Here is a 3157-nt window from a genome sequence, read left to right on the forward strand (position 1 = left end):
ATCAGCCCCTGAGCGCTATTCCCGCCGGCAAGGGACAAGCACCCTTGGTGCCGCGCCAATGGGCGGCTGCCTGAAACAACGCATGCGCGGCGCGCGACGCTGCTGTTTCTACTGGTGCTGGTCCAAGCTTCGATCGGTATCGGCACGCTGCTGATGCATGTGCCGCTGCATTTGGCGCTGACCCATCAGGGATTTGCGCTCGTCGTCCTGGGGTTTGCAGCCGCCCATTGGCGCGGCACCAAGGGTGCTTGTCCCTTGCCGGCGGGAATAGCGCTCAGGGGCTGATCTTGAGCTGATCTACCGGGTCCGGATCAGAAGCTTGCCCGTACCGCCCGGATCGCCTTGACGACCGACAATTCGCGGTTCTCCTCGACCGCATTGTCGTCCTCATGATGCCATGACGCCGAGAGGCAACCATAGGCGATGGCATGATCAAGGATGGCGGGTGGTGTCTGGCCCAGCGTTTTGGCAAAAATCCCGGCCATACCAGCGATCCGCTCGGGGTCGAGGCAGAGATCGTCCCGCTCGAGCGGGTTGTAGAACATGTTCGCCGCATCGAAGCCGGGATCGCCGAGCACGCCCTTCGGATCGATAGCCAGCCAGCCGCGCCGTCCGTGCAGGATGTTCTCGTGATGCAGGTCGCCATGCAGTGGCCTGATATCGTGCGGATCGGCCAGCAGCCGGTCGGCAATAGTGGCGGCCTCGACATAGAGGCTCTCATGGCCGGCGTCGCGATCGGCATTTGCCTTGTTGAACAGGCTGGCGAACCGTTCCCTCAGTGGCTGAAGTTCGGGCGGGAAGGGGTCTTTCCCCTGTGAAAACAGTTTCGCCATCACCTCGGCCGCGATTACGGTCGCGGCAAAGTCGCCCTGTTCTTCGAGAACCTGCTGAAGCAGCGTTTCACCGGCGTATTCGAGCAGCATGCTGTGGCCGTCGCGGCCGAGCAGACGCACCGCGCCTTCGCCGCTCCGCCAGGCGAGATAATGCTCGCCGCGCAACTCGTCGGCGACATCGTCGAAAGGCTTGAGCGCCTTGACGATCGCCGGCGACCCGTCTTCGCGCAAAACCTTCCAGATGCGGCTCGAAAAGGTCTCGGCAATGAGTTCGGGCGCGCTGACTTTCCAGCGCGCCGGAAAGGCTGGCGTGTCCATCAGAGGCCGAGCATCAGGTCCATGTTCTGCACGGCGGCACCGGAGGCACCCTTGCCAAGATTGTCATAGACCGCCAGCAGCAGGGCCTGCGCCCGTTTGTCATTGGCAAAGACATAGACCTTCATCCGGTTGGTGCCGTTGTAGACCTCGGGATTGATCTCCGGCATGCGCTCCGAATGCGCATAGGGCGCCACTTCGACCACGCCGCCCTTGATGGCGGCGAAATGGTCGGCAATCGCCGCATGCAGCTCCGCACCGGTCGGCACATGGTCGAGGCCGCCAAGCTGCAACGGCACGACGGTGATCATGCCTTGCGCGAAATTGCCGACCGCCGGCTGCATGATCGGATCATGCGACAGCCTGGCATAGGCCCTCAATTCCGGCACGTGCTTGTGCTGAAGCGTGAGGCCGTAGGGCAGGAATTCCGAGGCTTCCTCGCCCTTGGCGACATAGTCCTCGATCATCGGCCGTCCGCCGCCCGAATAGCCCGAAATGCCGTTGACGGTGATCGGGAAATCCGCCGGCAGCAGGCCTGACGTGACCAGCGGCCGTAGCGTGGCGATCGGTCCCTGCGGCCAGCAGCCTGGGTTGGCGACGCGTTTTGCCGAGGCGATCGCCTTTGCCTGGTCCTTGTCCATCTCGGCGAAACCATACGCCCAGCCTTCCGCCACGCGATGCGCGGTCGACGCATCGATGACCTTGGTGGTGTCGTTGGCGATCAGCGAGACGCTTTCCTTCGCCGCGTCGTCAGGGAGGCACAGGATCGCGACATCGGCGGCGTTGAGAAACTCGGCGCGCGCCGCCGTTTCCTTGCGGCGTTCGGTCGGGATGGACATGATCTCCAGATCACTGCGCTCGGCAAGCAGCGCCCTGATCTGCAGGCCGGTGGTGCCGTGTTCGCCGTCGATGAAGATTTTCGGTTTCATGGGTTGATCAAATTCCCTGATATTTCAAGATTATATGCCCTGACCTTGAATCACTGCGGCACCATTGTGGTTGCCGTTGTTCAACTCTTCAAGCCGGGCCTTTCGCTCAGCCAGCAGGCCGAGATATTGCATGGCCACCATCGAGCCGGCGATCGCCGTTATATCGGCGTGATCATAGGCCGGCGCAACCTCTACGATGTCGGCACCGACAATATCGATCTGGTTGAGTTGGCGCAGCGTCGACAGGATCTTCGCCGAGGACGGCCCGCCGGCAACTGGCGTGCCTGTGCCAGGCGCGTAGGCCGGATCGAGGCAGTCGATGTCGAAGGTGAGGTAGGTCTTCTTGCCGCCGGTGCGGTCGACGATGGCGTAGGCGATATCGGACGCCCGCATCTCCTCGATTTCATGGCCATGGAGGATCTTGATGCCGAACGTGTCGGGTGCATGGGTGCGGATGCCGATCTGGATCGAGCGGTCGGGGTCGATGATGCCTTCCTTGACGGCACGGCCGACGAAGGATCCGTGGTCGATGCGCTTGCCGTCGTCCGGCCAGGTGTCCTGATGGGCGTCGAACTGCACCAAGGCGAGCGGACCATGGACGGCGGCATGCGCCTTGAGCAGCGGCCAGGTGACGAAATGATCGCCGCCGAGCGTCAGCAGGAAGGCGCCGGACTTCAGGATCTTGGCCGCTTCACGTTCGATCGTGCCGGGTGTCTTCTGGTGATTGCCCGAATCGAGCAGGCAATCGCCATAGTCGACCACCGCCAGATGCTCGAACAAATCGCGTGAGAACGGATATTGCGGGTCGTTATCGAGGATCGCCGAGGCGCGGCGGATCGCCTGCGGCCCGAAGCGGGCGCCGGGCCGGTTGGTGACGGCGGCATCGAAGGGAATACCCCACACCACAGCATCCGCGCCCTTCACGTCCTTGGTGTATTTGCGCCGCATGAACGACAGCGCGCCGGAGTAGGTCGGCTCGAACGCGGCGCCCGTTTTGGAACGGGCGGTGAAGGCGTTGTCGATGTTGTTGTTCGCCATTACGGATCCTCGTTTTTCATCGGGTTGCAACAACTACAGAAC

General features: G+C 62.7%; 3 protein-coding genes and 1 pseudogene. 1 reads left to right on the forward strand and 3 read right to left on the reverse strand.

The window, feature by feature from the left end; translation table 11 throughout:
* Nucleotides 1–63: 63 nt before the first annotated feature.
* Nucleotides 64–285, forward strand: a pseudogene (locus EN893_RS25970) (COX15/CtaA family protein); the annotation flags it as partial.
* A 26-nt stretch (nucleotides 286–311) separates the two neighbouring features.
* On the opposite strand, the gene EN893_RS25975 reads toward EN893_RS25970, so the two are convergent.
* From EN893_RS25975 to speB, 3 genes are read right to left on the reverse strand one after another with little or no spacing between them, the layout of a single operon-like run.
* Nucleotides 312–1154 (reverse strand): aminoglycoside phosphotransferase family protein, encoded by an 843-nt coding sequence (locus EN893_RS25975; RefSeq protein ID WP_206517161.1) that lies wholly within the window; start codon nucleotides 1152–1154, stop codon nucleotides 312–314.
* Complete coding sequence (argC, locus tag EN893_RS25980; RefSeq protein ID WP_127269613.1) at nucleotides 1151–2077, reverse strand: N-acetyl-gamma-glutamyl-phosphate reductase; 927 nt, start codon at nucleotides 2075–2077, stop codon at nucleotides 1151–1153. The genes EN893_RS25975 and argC overlap by 4 nt, the downstream gene beginning before the upstream one ends.
* Before the next feature lie 30 nt (nucleotides 2078–2107).
* Nucleotides 2108–3115, reverse strand: a complete 1008-nt coding sequence (gene speB, locus EN893_RS25985; RefSeq protein ID WP_127269614.1) for an agmatinase — start codon at nucleotides 3113–3115, stop codon at nucleotides 2108–2110.
* Nucleotides 3116–3157: the final 42 nt, after the last annotated feature.

The organism is Mesorhizobium sp. M7A.F.Ca.CA.004.04.2.1 (assembly GCF_004022825.1).
Classification (GTDB): Bacteria; Pseudomonadota; Alphaproteobacteria; order Rhizobiales; family Rhizobiaceae; genus Mesorhizobium.